Consider the following 15756-nt stretch of genomic DNA (forward strand, 5'->3'; position numbering starts at 1 on the left):
GCGCACCCACAAAAAGGATTTTCACTTCTATCCCTAACGCGAGCTCTGTGCTGGACAAATAGTATCTTTGCTTCAAATTAATAGGCATGCTTGTTCTACTTCAAGAGGAAAACTGGTTTATCCAACTGTCCCGTTTTATGGGTGGCGTTGGGATATTTCTTGTGATAGGGATTATTCTGGTCGTCGTGGTTATTTACAAGAAATTTTTTAAGAATCGATAATGGGAACGGTACGCATTACTAAAGAGTTCACTTTTGAAACAGGCCACGCGCTATATGGGTATGATGGCAAGTGCCGTAATGTACATGGACACAGTTATAAGCTTGCTGTGACCGTTATAGGCCAACCTATTATGGATGCTGATCATGTGAAATATGGAATGGTGATCGATTTTGGTGATTTGAAAAAGATCGTGAAAGAAGAAATCGTGGATCCCTTTGATCATGCGACAGTTTTTAACAAGAATTCGCCGCATGTAGAACTTGCCAAAGAACTGGAAAACCGCGGCCATGAAGTCATTCTCGCCGATTACCAACCTACTAGCGAAATGATGATTCAGGATTTTGCAAAAAAGATCGCTGGTCGCCTACCTGATAACATCAAGTTATTTTCACTGCGCCTACGTGAAACTGAAACCAGTTATGCAGAGTGGTTTGCGAGTGATAATTAGTAAACGCTGAAAACGCCTGCTCGAACGTCTTGCAGTGCTTTTCGAAAAATCTTGACCGAATAAATTCAGTTACTAGAATTATTTATTAAAAGAGGTATATCGTTTACACCCAATCACGTGGGTTCTCCAATACCTCAACGAGTTCTGCTTCTTTAGAACCAGCTTCTGGGTGATGATCGTACTTCCATTGTACGGCTGGCGGTAGACTCATAAGGATACTTTCTATCCTACCGTTTGTCTTGAGTCCAAACAAAGTACCCTTATCGTGGACCAGATTGAATTCCACATAACGACCACGACGTATTTCTTGCCACTCACGATGAGCTGGTGTATAAGGAAGATCCTTTCGACGTTTTACAATAGGCACATAGGCATCCAAAAAATGGGAAGCCATATCTTTCTGAAATTCTAACCAATCTTTCATGGTAGATGTATCGCTAGCGCGGCAATAGTCATAAAACAATCCGCCTATACCGCGGGCTTCATTCCTATGTGCATTGTGGAAGTACTCATCACATTTTTTCTTGAAAAGTTGGTAATCTGCTACGTCATGGCGATCACAGGCTTCTTTACAAACTTGATGAAAGTGTTGAGCATCTTCGTCAAATAAATAGTACGGTGTTAGATCAAGCCCACCACCAAACCAACAGTCAACAAGCTGACCATGATTGTCATACATTTCAAAGTACCTGAAGTTTGCATGAACGGTAGGCACCATAGGATTTATCGGATGGATCACGAGACTGATTCCCGTGGCATAGAAATCTGCATCCCGGACATTAAAGTAATTTTGCATGGCCGGTGGCAATGCTCCATGTACAGCGCTAATATTGACGCCGCCTTTTTCAAAAACATCTCCATCTTGTATAACTCTTGAAAAACCGCCACCACCTTCTTCTCTTACCCATTCATCTTCAATAAATTGGGCGTTTCCATCCAGCGTTTCTAATTGAGAAGTGATGGTGTTTTGAAGTTCCTTGATAAAGGAATAAAAGGTGTCTTTTTGAGAATCCATGAGAAAAAATCTGCTTGCAAAGTTACTTTATACAACGATCTATGTGGCTTGATCTGTAAGTAATTTTTGGCCACGTAAGAGCTCTAAGGTGGTCTTGCTGGCTGCGGTGACAGATATAGGCAGTACCAGAATGATTCCTATAATCGGGATCAACAACATAGCGTTGAATACGATGCCGTTCCCTATGGCGCAACCTCTATGATTTTTGACAAAATCAACGCTGGCTCTGTACTTAAAATGACGTTCTAAGGTATAGTCCATGTTACCAAAACCGGCATAATAGGATTGCACCAAAAATCCAACGACCCAAAATAGAATCCCTATAACAGGTATCAAACTAAGTAACAAAAGAGGAATGGTAAGCAGTAATTCATAAAAAAGATTACGAATATTAATACGTATACCGCGAGATAGTTGTGAAGCATTTGAAGTGTCCCTGTAGTTTGAAGCATCGTACACTTCGGGGTACAGATGTTTTTCAATCTTTTCTGACACTGGAGACATGAAGGGTGCGCTCAAGGCCATGACAAAGTGTTTGTATACCAATAAGCCTAAAATGATGATAATGATTGCGCTAAGAACTTCCGCGAAAGCGAAAAAGGCATCTGCACCGGTTTCCCAGATCCACAGCTTAGTAAGTAGACCGGCCAGATTATCTGACAAGCCATAGGCGGTAAAACCTATCGTGACAGCAAAAAGAATGCTAATCGCCATGGGAACCATAAAGTACTTCCACAGACCCAATTGCGACATGAGCTTGAAACTACCCGCATAATCCTTAAGTGCCTTGAAAATATTCTTGATCATATCAAACCGCTATATCTTCCTCATCTTCGGCTTCCTGCTCATCAGGAACATAGGCTCTGCTTATGGCGAGCCCAAAAGTCAACACACCTAGCCTACCTATAAACATGATACAAATGATGACAGCCTTTCCAAAAAAGGTGAGGCCACCTGTGATTCCCATCGACAAACCTACGGTTCCTAAAGCAGATAAAACTTCAAAAGCAATACGATCCAGTGTGTCTGCTTCAGAAAATGTTAGAAGCAAAACTCCAAAAAAGCTCACGATTAGATAAAAGATAAAGGTCGATACCGCAGCATCAACCCTACCATCGGGAATTTTGGTATTGAAAAACAAGAAGTCTTTGCAATTTTTAAGCTTGCTACGCAAGTAGGCTACGGTTGCCACCAGTGTTGTAATCTTTAAACCACCAGAGGTTCCCGATGGTGAGGCACCTATATACATGAGCAAAATGGTGATCATAGTTACTGGTAAGATCATTACCCCATTGTCGATCGTATTAAATCCTACCGTGGTCATGGCTGTCATGGACTGGAAGAACGACGCGTAGAATCTCGTTTTACCTTCTAAAATCATGATACTAGGCTCCGTAAAATATATGGCAACCGTACCCAATGAGAGCAAAATCAAAAATCCAGAGAGTATCAATTTTGAGGTATAGCTTACTTCATGCTTTTTACGGGCAAACTTGAGATAGAAATCAGAAAATATGATGAAGCCCAACGAACCAGCTATTGCCAGAAAGGAAACGGTAAAATTGATGAGGCCATCGTCCACAAAATCGACAAATCCAGAATTGAACAAGCTAAAACCAGCGGTACAAAAAGCACTCACGCTGTGAAAAATGCTGTTCCACAAGCGTTCCCAAAAACCCCATTCTTGATCTGCGAAACCTATGTAAAACAAAATTGTCCCAACGATTTCAAATAGGATCGTAAAAATAATAACCGATTTAAGAAACGGTCTTAACTGGATGGTTTCTGGTATTGCAAAAGCCGCATTCAAGATACGTTCCCGCCATTTTGCCGTATGGTGACTGGTGTTTAAGAGTATGTAAGTAGTAAATGTCATGTACCCTATACCGCCTATCTGAAACAACAACATGACCACAAACTGGCCAAAAACCGTAAACTGATCTGTAAGCCCAACGGTCATCAAACCAGTGGTAGATATCGCAGAAGTTGAGGTGAAAAGAGTGTCTATAAAAGAAATATCGCCCTTTCTTGAAAATGGCAAGCAAAGAAGCAAGGCTCCTATCACGTTATAAAGAAGAAATCCATACACCAGATTGCGCTGTGGTGTTAACCCAATCAGGAACTTGTAATACTTCTTGACGTAATTTTTCACATTAGTATTCCTTTACGGCATCCACAAATGCCTGGGCGTTTTCTACAGGTATGTTAGGTAGGATTCCATGACCTAGATTGGCAATGTATTTATCCTTCCCAAAATCATCAATCATCTGCTTCACCATTTTTTTGATCATCGCTGGCGGCGAGAATAATCTTGAGGGATCAAAATTACCTTGTAGGGTGATATTTCCACCAGAAAGATAGCGGGCATTGCGCGCACTACACGTCCAGTCCACACCTAGTGCAGCGGCGCCACTTTTTGACATTTCGTTCAAGGCAAACCAGCAACCTTTTCCGAAAACCAAAACCTCAGTAACTGGTCGCAAGGAGTTGATAATTTGCTGTATGTACTTCCATGAAAACTCTTGGTAATCTACTGGCGATAACATGCCACCCCATGAATCAAAAACCTGTACGGCATTCACGCCATGTTTCACTTTTTCATGTAGATAAGCAATCGTCGTATCTGTAATGCGCTGTAGTAATTCATGAGCCGCTTCTGGCTGGGTGAAGCAAAACTCTTTAGCTTTGTCAAAGTTTTTACTGCCTTGACCCTGCACACAGTAGCACAAAATAGTCCACGGCGATCCCGCAAAACCTATTAAAGGAACTCGGTTAGCAAGAGCATCCTTTGTCATATCGATAGCTTCCATCACATAGCTTAAGGAGTCTGCTACATCTGGAACCACTACTCGATCTAAATCTGCGGCAGACCTAATAGGGTTGGGCAACCATGGTCCAACGCCTGGCTTCATTTGCACCTCAATATTCATCGCTTGAGGAATCACCAGAATATCTGAAAACAAGATCGCGGCATCTGGTCCTATTTGGTCAATAGGCATGACCGTAATTTCGGTCGCGAGTTCTGGCGTTTGGCAACGGGTAAAAAAATCATATTTCTCCTTAAGCTTCATAAAGTCTGGCAAATACCTTCCAGCCTGACGCATCATCCACACTGGTGGTCTTTCCACGGTCTCGCCTCTTAATGCACGTAGGAACAAATCATTTTTTATCATCTCTCAATTTTTTTATGGCCGTCACCAGCACGTTTTCTACGGTTTGTTTTTTGGCAACCAGCACGCTAGAGAATTTTTCTCTTGCTGCCGTTGCCGTTGTCTCGCCTATGCAAATGGAGCATTGGGGTTGATGTTTGTTCGCTTTCGCGAAAGCGTAAACACCACGAGGACTATAGAACAAAACTGCCGCAAAAATACGATCAAAGCTTTTGTGCACGATGGCAGATTTATAAACAATCACCTCTTTTAACGTGATCTTATGGCTTTTAAAAAGGTCTGGCAACTCATCACGGCGGTGATCACCACACAAATAGGTGAATTGCATATTAGGAAGTGTGTTGATCAGCTGCATTGCTAATTCAGCCGCATTGCTTGCGACAATTCGAGGTTTGATACCCATATTTTCAAGCGCTTGAGCTGTACTTGATCCAACACAATAAACGGAACCCACTTGATCCTGATAGGGTTGTAAGGCTGGCAAAGCGTTCTTGCTGGTGATGATGACGTGTGCCAAGTTATTTAAACCCGTGTCAACCTTTAGGGTTTCTGTTTTTAGAATGTCGTAATGCACTAATCCTATACCGCTGTGCAATACCAATTGCTGTTGCGGTAAAGTCAATTGTTTAGTAGAAAGTATTGTGGCGATCATATATCAAGGTTGGAGTAAAATTACGAATCAATCATTCAACAATTTTAATAAAACCAAACATGGACCAGTTGCGTATGTATGATTTTTACTGTGAAATTAGTATACAACACAGGCTTTTTATGTCTGAGCCATAGCGCTATTCTCAAGACTTAGGCCAATGGTTTTAAAAACTTGCTCATCTTTTCATAGTTATGTTTTCCTACATTTTATAGATTTAGATGGCATTAAAACCAATTCTAGTTGTACTGATTTTTACGCCTTTATTCCTTTTAAACATAAGTGTTTTTAAAGGTTTGAAGAAAAGATCAAGGCTAGTGTGGAATAAAAGAAAAACTATTGCCTATTGGATAATAGGCGCAATTGAAATATGAATATTCTGTATTAAACGCCTAGTTTAGTTGCATATACACTAAGTAAAAGCGATATTTACAAAGATAAAGATGAGTACAATGGAGTTACCAGATTTCCTACATAATTTAACTGGAGGAGAAGATTTACCTTCAATCAAGTATGCTACTGAAATTTTCAGCATGCTTGAGGTTAAAAAAATCAAGAAGAAACAAGTCTTGCTTCATCTAGGTGAGGTTTGTGACAACATTTACTTTATCAAGTCCGGAATACTTAAGGGCTCTATCATTGATGAATATGGAGATTTACATACCACCAGATTTGTGGCAGAGAACGATGTGATGACATCCATGTATAGTTTTGTGGACCAGACACCTTCCAACATTCAAATCCAATGCGTTGAGTCTGGAGAGGTATTGTGCTTTAACCATCAAGACTTCATCTACATCAACAAACTTTATCCAGGATTGCTTCCCGCATTTCAAAAGCTCATGCTCAAAAGGTACCATAACCTACTGGATGAAAAGTCTCGTATGATTACCAATGACGCGACCACACGCTATCTAAAATTTATGGAGCGTTACAAGGATATGGAAGAACGCCTACCACTTAAAGACATCGCTTCTTATTTGGGAATTAGACAACAATCTTTAAGTCGTCTGCGCAGTAAGCTGGACCCTGAGAGTGTAGATATGCACTAAGCATTTGCATTCATTATCTTTGCTGGCCTAAAATGAGCGCATGATTATTTCCATGACTGGATACGGTAAAGCTGTACAGCAATTACCACAACGCAAGATTACCGTAGAGATACGCACCTTAAATAGCAAAAACCTTGATCTTAATCTAAGGATTCCCAACGCCTATCGTGAGAAGGAGTTAGATATTAGAAAAATAGCTGCCGCCCAGCTTTCAAGAGGTAAGATCGACCTTGCTCTGCACATAGAAAACACCAGCGGCAAGACAGGACAAACTTTGAATATTGATCAAATCGAGCAATACATTGATCAACTGTCTCAGATCAAAAATCTAGACTCCGATAACAAAATACCACTCGTACAGATCGCTTCCACCTTTCCAGATGTTTTTCTAACAACTCAAGAAGAAGTGGAAGATTCTGAATTTGATGTCGTTCTAAAAACAGTTCGAGAAGGTCTTGATGCGGTCAATGATTATCGCAAAAACGAAGGCGAAATCCTAAGAGAAGAGTTTACCAATCGTATTGATAACATCGCACAGTTGCTGGATGAAGTCATCGTTGACGATAAGGAACGACTTGACGGCATACGTACCAGACTTGAAAAAGCCGTAGTTGACCTAAAAGAGAAAGTTGATGAAAACAGGTTTGAGCAGGAATTGATATATTATCTAGAGAAATATGACATTACAGAAGAAAAAGTGAGGCTCAACAACCACCTCAACTATTTTAAGGAAACCATGCAGGCAGACACATCTCAGGGCAAGAAATTAGCCTTTATTTCACAAGAGATAGGTCGCGAAATTAATACCATAGGTAGTAAGGCAAATCATGCGTCCATGCAGCAAAAAGTGGTTCAAATGAAAGATGAACTGGAGAAGATCAAAGAACAAATGCTTAACGTATTGTAATGGAAATACAGCCAAAATTAATCGTGTTTAGCGCACCGTCAGGAGCAGGAAAAACAACTCTCGTAAGGCATCTATTAAAACAAAAGGAACTCAACCTCGCTTTCTCTATCAGTGCTGCCTCTAGAGAACCTAGAACAGGAGAAATTGATGGTAAGGATTACTACTTTCTTGGCTTGAAAGAGTTTAAAAGCAGGATAAGAAAAGAAGAGTTCCTAGAATTTGAAGAAGTCTATAGAGATCAGTTCTATGGTACGTTGAAATCAGAAGTAGAGCGTATTTGGGCCTTAGGTAAACATGTTATTTTTGACATAGACGTAGTAGGTGGGTTGAGGCTTAAGAAAAAATTTCCAGAACGTACTTTGGCCATTTTTGTAAAGCCACCTTCTATAAATGAGCTTCAAATAAGACTCAAAAAGCGTAAGACCGAAACCCCAGAAAAAATTGCTATGCGCGTTGCAAAAGCCAGTACAGAAATGGCCACCGCACCGCAGTTTGATATCATTATTAAGAATGACGATCTTAATTTAGCCAAAGAACGCGCCGTTCAAGTAGTAAAAGACTTTATCAATCAACCAGTACCTAGAGATGAAGAAGAGTAAGGTAGGACTCTATTTTGGCACGTTTAATCCTATTCACATAGGCCACTTGGCCATTGCAAATTACTTGGTGGAAAACAGCGATTTGAAGGAAATCTGGATGGTAGTCACACCTCATAATCCTTTAAAAAAGAAGAGTACCTTATTGGATGATTATCAACGGCTGCACATGGTACATCTTGCCGTAGACGATTATCTAAAAATCAAGCCCAGTCAGATAGAGTTCAATTTACCACAGCCCAATTACACGGTAAACACCTTAGCACACCTAAAGGAAAAATATCCAGATACAGATTTTGTCCTGATCATGGGTGAAGATAATTTGAAGAGCCTACCTAAGTGGAAGAATTACAAAGTGCTCCTAGAAGACTACAGCATCATTGTTTATCCTAGAATATCTCCTGGCGAGGTACCGTTGGACTTGATCGACCATCCCAGCATACAAAAAATTGATGCTCCTATCATGGAGATTTCTTCTACCATGATTAGAAAAGGGATTGCCAGTGGCCAAGACCTTAGATACTTCTTGCATCAAGAAGTATACACCTACATCACAGAGATGAACTTCTACAAATAAAAAACCGCCCGCAACCTTTTGAAAGGTTTACAGGCGGCTTCCAACCAACCAAATCTTCAGTTTCTTAATTAGAAACTTTTATTTTTCTTTCCTTGCGCGATCCACATCCAGTAATCTAGATTTTGTAGCCGCACTACTCTTGTATTGTATAAAGTTTCTACCCTTGAATTCATAGGTAGTACCAGATAATACATGATACAATTCTATCGTTTTATCATCGATCACGTAAAGGTCGAAATAATCATTGCCTAAAAAATCATAATCGAGCGTTAAATGCTTGTTAAGTGAGCCTGCTGAGGCGTCCTCAACCCAGTATTCACCGTTGTAATCCCAAAATATACTTCCAGTCGTCATCGCATTACGATCTTGTGAGCTCTGGAATACATCTGCATTGGTTCCAGGTCTAAATCTTAAGTAGTTTTCCTGGTCAAATTCATTGATCGCACCTGCATTGCTGGTATATGTTTTTTCCCACGCACCATACTCTTGCAAGAAATACTGGATGTTGTTGTAAAATAATTTGTCATAGTCAAACGTACTCGTGCTGTACCCGTCGAGAAAGTATCGCGTGCCGCTATAGGTATCCCTAAGTTCAATGCGGTTAAAGCTGTTGACATACACATCAAATTCATGAACCCCATCAATGTCGTGATCAATAGTCAACGTATCAAAGTAAGTATCATAAACACCTACATCAATGCCTATTCCAGATCCTGCACGACCCAATCCCACAAGATTATTGTTGGCATAGAGCGTTCCATATTCAAATGTCAAGGTAAAGGCACGAGTCATGAATGGAATGTCCAGGTTACCTTGGGCACTATTCAAGTCCAGATACCATACATCGTGAGAAAAAAGAACCTCATTAAGTGTGGGTTCCACCACTGGATCGCCTATGATAAGTTCTGCATCACAACTTACAAAGGTGATGGCAAGGGCAAATCCGCCTAAGAGAGTAGTTATTGATTTCATATCGGTATCCTTTTAAAGTTCACTACAACGTTTTCGAAAATTGTGCCATTTTTATATCGTATTGATATTCTGAGAGTTATGTATGGTTGTTTCGCTTTCGCGAAAGCGAACTATCTCCATCGCCTCATTTAACCATTCCATAGGTTGACAAATTCTCAAAAAACAGTACTTTCAAAAATGGTATCTTTACAAATACACACTTTTCTATGGAAAAAACACTCAAAATAGCCGTCTTAGGTGGCGGTAGCTGGGCCACAGCAATTGTAAAAATGCTTACCGAAAGTATGGATGAAGTTGGGTGGTACATGCGCAGTGTGTATGCCATCGAGCACATCAAGCGCAACGATCATAATCCCAGTTATTTAAGCAGTGTAGAATTTGATGTGGACCGGCTAAAGCTATCCAATGACATCAATGAAATTGTGGCGTACGCAGATGTGTGCATTTTTGCGATTCCCAGTGCATTTTTGCATTCAGAGCTTTCTGCGCTAACCGTTTCTTTTGAGGGAAAACGCGTCGTGTCTGCGATTAAAGGTATCGTTCCAGAAACCGGTCTTATTGTAGGTGAATATTTTAATCAACATCAAAACGTGGACATGGATGATATAGGCGTCCTGACTGGACCTTGCCATGCAGAAGAAGTGGCTCTGGAAAGACTCTCGTATCTCACCGTCGCTTTCGCAGATGAGACCAAGGCAAAAGAGCTTGCCGAATATTTTGAGAACGATTACATCAATTGTAAGATAAGCGATGACATCATAGGTACTGAATATGCTGCCGTACTCAAAAATATCTATGCCATTGCCGCAGGTATCGCGCATGGATTGGGCTATGGTGATAATTTCCAGAGCGTGTTGATGTCAAACGCCATAAGAGAGATGAAGCGCTATATCAAAAAAGTACACAAAATGAAGCGCAACATCAATGATAGCGCCTATCTAGGTGACTTGCTAGTGACAGGTTATTCTGTTTTTTCCCGTAATCGATTATTCGGTAATATGTTGGGAAAAGGGTACACCGTACGTAGTGCACAATTAGAAATGAGCATGATTGCCGAAGGTTATTACGCCACTAAAAGTGCCTATGAGCTCAATCAAAAACAAGGTGCCAAAACACCTATTCTAGATGCCGTTCACGACATCTTATATGAAAACAAGAATCCAAAAAAGATCTTCAAAAAACTAGCTGAAAAGCTGGACTAAATTTTAAAATCAAAGTAAATGTCAAACGTAGCCAAGGATTTTGGTATAGAAGAAGCGCTCCAACAATTGGGTGTTCAAAACACAAATAAAGGAACTTCAACTGGTAATCACCATTTTGGAAGCGGAGAAGAAATCATTTCTTCATCACCAGTAGACGGTCAGGAAATAGCAAGAGTGACCACCACGACTGCAGCCGATTATGAGAAAGCCGTAAACGCCGCTCAAGGTGCTTTTAAAGACTGGAGAATGATGCCAGCACCGTTGCGTGGCGAGATTGTTCGTCAGTTTGGAGAAGAGCTACGCAGATTAAAAGAGCCGTTAGGTAAATTGGTTTCTTATGAAATGGGGAAATCCTACCAAGAAGGATTAGGCGAGGTTCAAGAAATGATTGACATCTGTGATTTTGCCGTAGGTCTTTCCAGACAATTGCACGGTCTCACAATGCACAGTGAGCGTCCAGGTCACAGAATGTATGAGCAATATCATCCATTGGGAATCGTGGGCATCATTAGCGCCTTTAACTTCCCAGTAGCGGTTTGGGCTTGGAACACGGCACTTGCCTGGGTTTGTGGTGATGTGTGTATCTGGAAGCCAAGTGAGAAAACACCGCTTTGTGGTATCGCCTGTCAAAACATTATCGCAAAAGTGCTTAAGGATAATGACCTTCCAGAAGGTATTTCTTGTCTAGTCAATGGTGATTATAAAGTAGGCGAAATGATGACTACAGATAAGCGCGTGCCTTTAATCAGTGCCACTGGTTCTACTCGTATGGGTAAAATCGTTGCAAGCAAGGTTGGTGAAAGATTAGGTAAGTCCTTACTGGAATTAGGTGGTAACAATGCCATCATCGTCACTCCAGATGCAGATATTAAAATGACGGTAATAGGTGCCGTATTTGGTGCGGTGGGAACGGCTGGCCAACGTTGTACCTCAACGCGTCGTTTGATCATTCATGAATCCATGTATGACAAGGTGAAAAACGCAGTGGTAGATGCTTATAAGCAATTGAAAATAGGAAATCCACTGGATGAGAAAAACCACGTAGGACCGTTGATCGATAAAGATGCGGTTAAAGGCTATCAAAATGCCTTGACTAAAGTGGTTGAAGAAGGCGGCAAAATCATCGTAGAAGGTGGTGTTTTAGAAGGTGTTGGTTATGAAAGTGGTTGCTATGTAAAACCAGCCATCGCCGAAGCTGAGAACTCTTTTGAGATTGTACAGCACGAGACCTTTGCTCCTGTTTTATATTTATTAAAATACAGTGGCGATGTAGGAAACGCTTTGGAACTTCAAAATGGTGTGAATCAAGGTCTATCTAGCGCCATCATGACGAATAACCTAAGAGAAGCAGAACGTTTCCTAAGCGTTGCAGGATCTGATTGTGGTATTGCAAACGTCAATATAGGAACCAGCGGTGCTGAGATAGGCGGTGCCTTTGGTGGTGAGAAAGATACCGGTGGCGGTCGTGAATCTGGTAGTGATGCTTGGAAGGTTTACATGAGACGACAAACTAACACCATTAACTACACGACCGAGTTACCTCTAGCGCAAGGTATTAAGTTTGATCTATAGCCTCGTTTAAACCAGAAAAAATTGAAAACCCTTTCATCAGTAGTAATACTGGTAAAAGGGTTTTATTTTTGAAAATCAACGAAAACATTTTAATCCACCAACCATGAGTAAATTTTACTTTAGCATTTTAGCAATGCTTATTACATTCACTGCATTCGCGCAGACTCATCTTTATCAACATGAAGATTTTGATCAAATAACGGCAGATCACAAAACCATTGCCATTTTACCTTTTGATGCTACCATAAAATTGCGGCCAAAGCAGATGAAGGAACTCTCCCAAGATCAGCTTACCAGCATGGAACAGAAGGAAGGAGAGAATATACAAGAAGCCATGTACTCGTGGTTCTTGAAAAGAAAAAAGCGAGGTAGTCTGCAAGTAGACGTTCAACCACCTCGCACTACAAATTCTATCCTACTCAAAAATAATCTGGACATTTACGATTTATCTTCACAATCACCTACAGACATTGCTGCTATGCTGGGTGTTGATGCTGTCGTAATGGGTAATCTTGAGACCAACAAGCCCATGAGCGAGGGCGCTGCCGTCGTCACGACATTGCTTATAGGTTTTGGCAACACAAACAACGCCATCGTCAATATGGAAATATACAATGCAACTGACGGTGTTCTTCTATGGAACTATAACAAGAAAGTTCGCGGAGGTCTGGGCAGTGGTCCTGATGATTTAATCAATACCTTGATGCGCAAGGCAAGCAGAAGATTGGGCTATACCGACTAGGATCGTAATGCATTTTATGAAAAAACGCTTGGCTTAAACCAAGCGTTTTTTTGTTGAAAGATCTATCTGCGTAACCAAGATTTTCAATCTTATCGCTTTCGCGAAAGCGAACTCATTCCATCCTTATTGCAAATTCACAACATAAGCGATGACGGCAATCAGGATCAACCCTGCCAAAACCGCCAAGAATATCTTCCAAAACGAGTAAGGTCGATCGCCGTGAATCGCACCGGTCTGGCCGTTGACATAAAAATTGTAACGCTTGCCGTTGTAATTATAGGAACTAATATAAAGCGGCAGTAAAATGTGCTTGAACGTTTCCTGTGTAAGATCCATATTCATGCTGGTGATGCGTTGCTCGTCACCACCTATGTCGCGGCGTATCCAGTTTTTGGCAATTTCCTCTGCTTTATCGGTAGCTACTAAATGGCCGTCCTTTAAAGGGATCGTGTACTTTTCAGTGACATAGCCTGCCAGGTATCGAGTATCAAAGGTTTTGAGGTCACTCAATTTCCAGCTGGCGATAGCATTAGGTATTTTTATTTTCTGATTGTTTGTCGCTTTAACCAGCGTGTCGTCCACAAAACCACTCACATTTCCTGATGCATTAGACCATCTCGTACGACGTTCTTGAACCGTGCGTTTGTTCTTTCCAGACCCACGCGTCACGGTGACATAATAATAATCACCTCGCTGTCCAGAATAACTGGACGCGAGCTGTGCGTCAAAGGTCCAATAGGGAACGTACAAACCTTTTGTGTACTCTGGACTTAAACTGGCGCGTTGCAGATTGTTGGGCGCCCACCACAAACCATCGACCCACGTTTTGAAAATCTGGTGTGCCTTGTCTACCTTAAAGGAAAATGGCAGCACAGCTCCTGGCAGGATCCATTCCTCAGTATACTGGTCTTCTATGATCAATGGCATCGTGCAATACACACAATGCAATGATTTGTAATTGTCCTCGATATGCTGAGTAGCGCCACAGTTATTGCATTGCAACATGGTCAATTCCATAGAGTGCGACTGCGCACCCATGGATTCTAGATATTTCAACAACTCTAGTTCCTGAAACGGCTGAACTTCTTGATCGATTTGCTCCACATGACCGCAATAGTCACAAGTGATCGTATCAGTACCAGGTTCATAGGTAAGCTCTGCGCCACAGTTGACACAGGACTTTTTTCGTTCGGAAATTGATGTGGCCTTAGGGTTCAAATAATGATAATTACTTATTCTTTTGCTGTTGAGTAAGAAATATAGAGTTCAAAAAATCCCAATTCTTGATTTGGCTATAGTTTGCAGAACCTCTTTGTCGATTCCTTATTACGCTTGAGTTTTTAAAAACTTGAATGCCTTATGCTGCTTTAATGTTTCCTTTGCAAACTCTTTGACAATATTCTAATCGCGATTTGCGCATCAAATCAAGAATAAGAAGATTTAGAATTATGGTAACGGCGGTGGCGTGTTGCCGCCTAAGAACGTTTTCAGCTCTTCAACCTCATTAAGCGGCTTCCAGGTTTCCATACCACTTTTCCAGATAAGTGTGTCTCTATTTATTGTTCTACCTGCAAAAAGGGCTCGCAGTTGTTCAAAAGGAACTGGTCCGGCCTGTGTACCATTACTCGCATAAAAATACTGAACCGCTTGAGGCATAGGTGGCGGCACTGCCGCCGCTTGCTGTTGTGTAGTGGCTTGCTGTCCACCCATTTGAGGATTCATCATGCCGCCCATTTGCTGCGCGAGCACAAATCCCATTCCCATTCCCATACCGGCACCAGCGGTTCCGCCTTCATTTGCGGCGGCGGCTTCAATTGCTTTAGCTGTTTTGAATTTGGTTAATTTGTCAAGGTCGATTTTATCGATACGGCTATATTCAAAGATCTCTTTCTTAAGATCTTCTGGCATGGAAACATTCTCTATGTAGAATTTCTCCAATGAAATTCCTACGCTTAAGAATTCTGGTTGCATCACTTCCTGACAGGTTTCAGAAAGTTCTGAAGTGTTTGCAGCGTATAGTTCTATTGGCAAATTGGCCTCACCTACGGTATCTGTAAATCTAGTGGCGATAAGACTTTTGAGATGTTCATTGATCTCAAAATTGGTGAAGTTGTTATCGGTTCCTACGATATCCACGATGAACTTACCAGCATCTGATATTTTGAACGCATAGGTCCCGAACGCTCTAATCTCGACCAAACCAAATCGCTCGTCACTAAGAGTAATCGGGTTTTTAGTACCCCATTTTTCATCTGTAAATAGATGGGTGTTCACAAAATAAACCTCTGCTTTGAATGGCGAATTAAATCCGTATTTCCATCCTTTAAGCGTGGAAAGAATAGGCAGGTTTTGAGTGGTCAGGTCATAGGTTCCTGGTTTGAAGACATCGGCTAGTTGTCCTTCATTGACAAAAACAGCAGTTTGCCCTTCACGCACAATAAGCTTTGCTCCGTTTTTAATCTCATTTTGATAGCGTTCAAAACGGTGGGCGATGGTATCATCTGTGTAATCCAGCCATTCGACAATGTCGATAAATTCTTGACTGAGCTTTTCTTTTATCTTATCAAAGATTCCCATATTGGTTGATTTTTAAGGTTCTACACTTCAAGTTACGTTTATTAGTAGAAATTTA

General features: G+C 41.2%; 17 protein-coding genes. 9 read left to right on the top strand and 8 right to left on the bottom strand.

From position 1 onward, the window contains the following. The first annotated feature begins 86 nt into the window (after window positions 1-86). Window positions 87-221 (top strand): hypothetical protein, encoded by a 135-nt coding sequence (locus BST86_RS15090; RefSeq protein WP_262491927.1) that lies wholly within the window; start codon window positions 87-89, stop codon window positions 219-221. Beyond that, entirely contained in the window at window positions 221-670 is a 450-nt protein-coding gene (locus BST86_RS10895; protein WP_105983269.1) for a 6-pyruvoyl trahydropterin synthase family protein, read from the top strand. The genes BST86_RS15090 and BST86_RS10895 overlap by 1 nt, the downstream gene beginning before the upstream one ends. Before the next feature lie 103 nt (window positions 671-773). Here the strand turns inward: BST86_RS10895 and hemF are convergent, their stop codons facing one another. Genes hemF through BST86_RS10920 form a run of 5 tightly spaced genes read right to left on the bottom strand, consistent with a single transcriptional unit; the run spans window position 774 to window position 5507 of the window. Further along, entirely contained in the window at window positions 774-1685 is a 912-nt protein-coding gene (hemF, locus tag BST86_RS10900; protein ID WP_105983270.1) for an oxygen-dependent coproporphyrinogen oxidase, read from the bottom strand. Between the two features lie 39 nt (window positions 1686-1724). Next, window positions 1725-2492, bottom strand: coding sequence for an EI24 domain-containing protein (locus BST86_RS10905; protein ID WP_105983271.1), 768 nt, complete (start codon window positions 2490-2492; stop codon window positions 1725-1727). A 1-nt stretch (window position 2493) separates the two neighbouring features. Continuing rightward, window positions 2494-3837, bottom strand: coding sequence for a TrkH family potassium uptake protein (locus BST86_RS10910; protein WP_105983272.1), 1344 nt, complete (start codon window positions 3835-3837; stop codon window positions 2494-2496). A 1-nt stretch (window position 3838) separates the two neighbouring features. Then, window positions 3839-4858, bottom strand: a complete 1020-nt coding sequence (gene hemE / locus BST86_RS10915; protein ID WP_105983273.1) for a uroporphyrinogen decarboxylase — start codon at window positions 4856-4858, stop codon at window positions 3839-3841. Continuing rightward, window positions 4845-5507 carry a uroporphyrinogen-III synthase gene (locus BST86_RS10920; RefSeq protein WP_105983274.1) on the bottom strand — a complete coding sequence of 221 codons (663 nt, stop codon included), beginning with the start codon at window positions 5505-5507 and terminating at the stop codon, window positions 4845-4847. The genes hemE and BST86_RS10920 overlap by 14 nt, the downstream gene beginning before the upstream one ends. A 440-nt stretch (window positions 5508-5947) precedes the next feature. On the opposite strand from BST86_RS10920, the gene BST86_RS10925 reads away from it, so the two are divergent. From BST86_RS10925 to nadD, 4 genes are read left to right on the top strand one after another with little or no spacing between them, the layout of a single operon-like run. Further along, a complete protein-coding gene (locus tag BST86_RS10925; RefSeq protein WP_242446515.1) occupies window positions 5948-6556 on the top strand; it encodes a Crp/Fnr family transcriptional regulator in 609 nt (202 codons plus the stop codon). Between the two features lie 40 nt (window positions 6557-6596). Beyond that, window positions 6597-7463 carry a YicC family protein gene (locus BST86_RS10930; protein ID WP_105983276.1) on the top strand — a complete coding sequence of 289 codons (867 nt, stop codon included), beginning with the start codon at window positions 6597-6599 and terminating at the stop codon, window positions 7461-7463. Then, the gene (gmk, locus tag BST86_RS10935; protein ID WP_105983277.1) at window positions 7463-8062 is read left to right on the top strand and encodes a guanylate kinase; all 600 of its coding nucleotides are present in this window, start codon (window positions 7463-7465) and stop codon (window positions 8060-8062) included. Before BST86_RS10930 ends, gmk begins: the two co-directional genes overlap by 1 nt. Next, on the top strand, window positions 8049-8636 hold the full coding sequence (gene nadD, locus BST86_RS10940; protein ID WP_105983278.1) for a nicotinate (nicotinamide) nucleotide adenylyltransferase: 588 nt from the start codon (window positions 8049-8051) through the stop codon (window positions 8634-8636). Before gmk ends, nadD begins: the two co-directional genes overlap by 14 nt. Before the next feature lie 78 nt (window positions 8637-8714). Here nadD and BST86_RS10945 read toward each other — a convergent pair whose 3' ends face one another. Then, window positions 8715-9608, bottom strand: coding sequence for a nicotinic acid mononucleotide adenyltransferase (locus BST86_RS10945; protein ID WP_105983279.1), 894 nt, complete (start codon window positions 9606-9608; stop codon window positions 8715-8717). 206 nt (window positions 9609-9814) lie between these two features. On the opposite strand from BST86_RS10945, the gene BST86_RS10950 reads away from it, so the two are divergent. The 3 genes from BST86_RS10950 to BST86_RS10960 all read left to right on the top strand — a co-directional run bounded on the left by BST86_RS10950 (window position 9815) and on the right by BST86_RS10960 (window position 13124). After that, entirely contained in the window at window positions 9815-10810 is a 996-nt protein-coding gene (locus BST86_RS10950; RefSeq protein ID WP_105983280.1) for an NAD(P)H-dependent glycerol-3-phosphate dehydrogenase, read from the top strand. Between the two features lie 18 nt (window positions 10811-10828). Further along, window positions 10829-12382, top strand: a complete 1554-nt coding sequence (gene amaB, locus BST86_RS10955) for an L-piperidine-6-carboxylate dehydrogenase (RefSeq protein WP_105983281.1) — start codon at window positions 10829-10831, stop codon at window positions 12380-12382. Window positions 12383-12485: 103 nt separating this feature from the next. Continuing rightward, window positions 12486-13124, top strand: coding sequence for a hypothetical protein (locus tag BST86_RS10960; protein ID WP_105983282.1), 639 nt, complete (start codon window positions 12486-12488; stop codon window positions 13122-13124). Window positions 13125-13247: 123 nt separating this feature from the next. Here the strand turns inward: BST86_RS10960 and BST86_RS10965 are convergent, their stop codons facing one another. Continuing rightward, on the bottom strand, window positions 13248-14342 hold the full coding sequence (locus tag BST86_RS10965; protein ID WP_105983283.1) for a TFIIB-type zinc ribbon-containing protein: 1095 nt from the start codon (window positions 14340-14342) through the stop codon (window positions 13248-13250). 228 nt (window positions 14343-14570) lie between these two features. Then, a complete protein-coding gene (locus BST86_RS10970; RefSeq protein ID WP_105983284.1) occupies window positions 14571-15701 on the bottom strand; it encodes an SPFH domain-containing protein in 1131 nt (376 codons plus the stop codon). Between the last annotated feature and the right edge of the window lie 55 nt (window positions 15702-15756).

It is taken from the genome of Nonlabens agnitus (genome assembly GCF_002994045.1).
Taxonomy (GTDB): domain Bacteria; phylum Bacteroidota; class Bacteroidia; order Flavobacteriales; family Flavobacteriaceae; genus Nonlabens; species Nonlabens agnitus.

Bases quoted from the DNA above. Each gene is read 5' to 3' on its own strand.
- BST86_RS10905 (WP_105983271.1), bottom strand. From the start codon at position 2,492: ATGATCAAGAATATTTTCAAGGCACTTAAGGATTATGCGGGTAGTTTC.
- BST86_RS10970 (WP_105983284.1), bottom strand. From the start codon at position 15,701: ATGGGAATCTTTGATAAGATAAAAGAAAAGCTCAGTCAAGAATTTATC.
- BST86_RS10925 (WP_242446515.1), top strand. From the start codon at position 5,948: ATGAGTACAATGGAGTTACCAGATTTCCTACATAATTTAACTGGAGGA.
- BST86_RS10950 (WP_105983280.1), top strand. From the start codon at position 9,815: ATGGAAAAAACACTCAAAATAGCCGTCTTAGGTGGCGGTAGCTGGGCC.
- nadD (WP_105983278.1), top strand. From the start codon at position 8,049: ATGAAGAAGAGTAAGGTAGGACTCTATTTTGGCACGTTTAATCCTATT.
- BST86_RS10930 (WP_105983276.1), top strand. From the start codon at position 6,597: ATGATTATTTCCATGACTGGATACGGTAAAGCTGTACAGCAATTACCA.
- BST86_RS10895 (WP_105983269.1), top strand. From the start codon at position 221: ATGGGAACGGTACGCATTACTAAAGAGTTCACTTTTGAAACAGGCCAC.
- BST86_RS10920 (WP_105983274.1), bottom strand. From the start codon at position 5,507: ATGATCGCCACAATACTTTCTACTAAACAATTGACTTTACCGCAACAG.
- BST86_RS15090 (WP_262491927.1), top strand. From the start codon at position 87: ATGCTTGTTCTACTTCAAGAGGAAAACTGGTTTATCCAACTGTCCCGT.
- hemE (WP_105983273.1), bottom strand. From the start codon at position 4,858: ATGATAAAAAATGATTTGTTCCTACGTGCATTAAGAGGCGAGACCGTG.
- gmk (WP_105983277.1), top strand. From the start codon at position 7,463: ATGGAAATACAGCCAAAATTAATCGTGTTTAGCGCACCGTCAGGAGCA.
- hemF (WP_105983270.1), bottom strand. From the start codon at position 1,685: ATGGATTCTCAAAAAGACACCTTTTATTCCTTTATCAAGGAACTTCAA.
- BST86_RS10960 (WP_105983282.1), top strand. From the start codon at position 12,486: ATGAGTAAATTTTACTTTAGCATTTTAGCAATGCTTATTACATTCACT.
- amaB (WP_105983281.1), top strand. From the start codon at position 10,829: ATGTCAAACGTAGCCAAGGATTTTGGTATAGAAGAAGCGCTCCAACAA.
- BST86_RS10945 (WP_105983279.1), bottom strand. From the start codon at position 9,608: ATGAAATCAATAACTACTCTCTTAGGCGGATTTGCCCTTGCCATCACC.